The sequence below is a fragment of the Providencia sp. JGM181 genome, from assembly GCF_018257375.1.
GTDB classification, from domain to species: domain Bacteria; phylum Pseudomonadota; class Gammaproteobacteria; order Enterobacterales; family Enterobacteriaceae; genus Providencia; species Providencia lanzhouensis.
In genome coordinates, this window is record NZ_JAERJY010000251.1 from 1 (window position 1) to 1832 (window position 1832).

At 33.2% G+C, this 1832-nt stretch carries 3 protein-coding genes; all 3 read right to left on the reverse strand.

What is annotated here, in order from left to right; all coding sequences use genetic code 11:
- Nucleotides 1-143: 143 nt before the first annotated feature.
- Nucleotides 144-674 (reverse strand): PAAR domain-containing protein, encoded by a 531-nt coding sequence (locus tag JK188_RS18055; protein WP_249215502.1) that lies wholly within the window; start codon nucleotides 672-674, stop codon nucleotides 144-146.
- 500 nt (nucleotides 675-1174) lie between these two features.
- Entirely contained in the window at nucleotides 1175-1519 is a 345-nt protein-coding gene (locus JK188_RS17255; protein ID WP_211888692.1) for a cell envelope integrity TolA C-terminal domain-containing protein, read from the reverse strand.
- Nucleotides 1520-1601: 82 nt separating this feature from the next.
- The coding region (locus tag JK188_RS17260; RefSeq protein ID WP_211888693.1) for a hypothetical protein at nucleotides 1602-1832 on the reverse strand (231 nt) is incomplete at its 5' end.

A 1832-nucleotide genomic window follows, 5' to 3' on the forward strand; every position in this document is an offset into this window, starting at 1 on the left:
CGAAAGACCATCACTAACAATTTCAACCATAAGTAATCTATTACTCAATTGTTTATAAGCATACTCAAGATCTTTTCTCACATATTCTTTAAAGAATAAATTTTTATTTGGATTACCATACTCATTTAGCTTTGGAATGAGTTTTAGTTTACCTGATCAACAATTTGATAAGCGAAATTTTCAACATCACTTTTAAATTCACTTTTTACGTCAGGATAATAGAGATGTTTTTCACATAGCTCATCTGCACAGTCAATCAGGTGTTGCGCATCAATTCTAATTTTGTTGATGTCATTGGCAACAATAGGAGGTGCGTAATGATTACTTGGTTGGCTAATTGGCCGCTGAGTAGGAGTCTCGGGAACTACAGGGTTATATGCGCGAGACATCGGTTCATCTTCTTTACTGTAGCAATCGGTGATGGAGTTTATCAGTCTTGCTTTGCATGGACAGGAGCTAAAGCTATCCAGTGTTCCTGCCATCATTCTACCATTACCCCATACATTGCTAACGCCACCAAGTATGTTGTATGTCCCAGAATGCTTTTCACAGGTGACTAGATCGCCCTGACGTGCAGCGGATCTCCCATGAAATATAAAGGTATTATCACCAGTTAAAATTTGACCGCCACATGTTGTTTTATCGCCAACTCGTAAAAAATATCCTATAGCCATGCCTGTCCCTAAATGTAATTGAACTTAAGTTAAATGTCATTGTTGACTAGCGATAGGCGATTGACAAGTTATTTTTAACAATTACCAAGAATTACAATAGATAGGAGTAGAGTATTGACGTTATGAATAATATTCAATGAAAAGATAAAAGTGGTATTATGATGATGGTTTATTTAAGGCGGTAATGGATTTAAGTAACTCACTTTTCAAACCTCAAGCCACTGAGTATACATTTAAGTATACAAAATATTACCGATAAATTTATATCAATTAAAAACAATGCATTGTCTATTAAAAGCGAGTCCGGCCTTCGCACCAAAAATCAGACGCTTAAGGCGTCTTTTTTTATGTCTAGAATTTGTGAGTTGTTGGTTTTTTCTTTTGTTTTTTCATCTATCAAATTTAAGAATCAAGTAATTATTGTTAATGATGATAGATGTGCGGATATTTCGATAGTAGTTAAGGTCGAGCTACCAATATCCTACTCAATAGAATAATTCCTATGGGCGAAGGAGAATAAAAAATACATTTTTATCTGATGTTAAGTTATCTTCTGGGGTAGGTGGAAATTTAGTATTTTCAATTAGCTCTATACCTCGAATGCAAAGCTTTTTGTCATTGTTACTATTTTTATCATGGGCAATAGCTGAAATTAATTTGCCGTCATTATCGAGAGTGACCTTAATTTCGCATTCTTTTCCTTTGTATAGGTCAACATCATAGAACCGACTTTGAATAGATTTTTGGACATTCGAAGCATAGATATCCATTGGATGCTTATTAGTTGGGGCTGCGTTTAAGTGCCCAGTAAAAAGAATGCTAAAAAATAAAAAATACTTCTTCATGAAAAACAACCTCGGGTTTGTATCTCTAATTTTTCTGGGATTGAAATTTAGTAACATCTAACTGAAAGTAATCTACTTTCAGTTAGTTACGTTTCTGTATTGCTTCAAATTGACAGATAAAAAAAACAAACAAAAATAGCATAAAGATTGATAAAAAATGAAATATAGTATTTTCAGTACTTAGTGTTTTTTCTACTGTTAGATTGATGCCACTATATATCGCAATGAAATAAAAGAATAAAATAGCTGACTTTCTTTTTACATTATAAAATCTATCTGAAGACGATTGTTTTTTTAGGTTTCTCCCTATGAA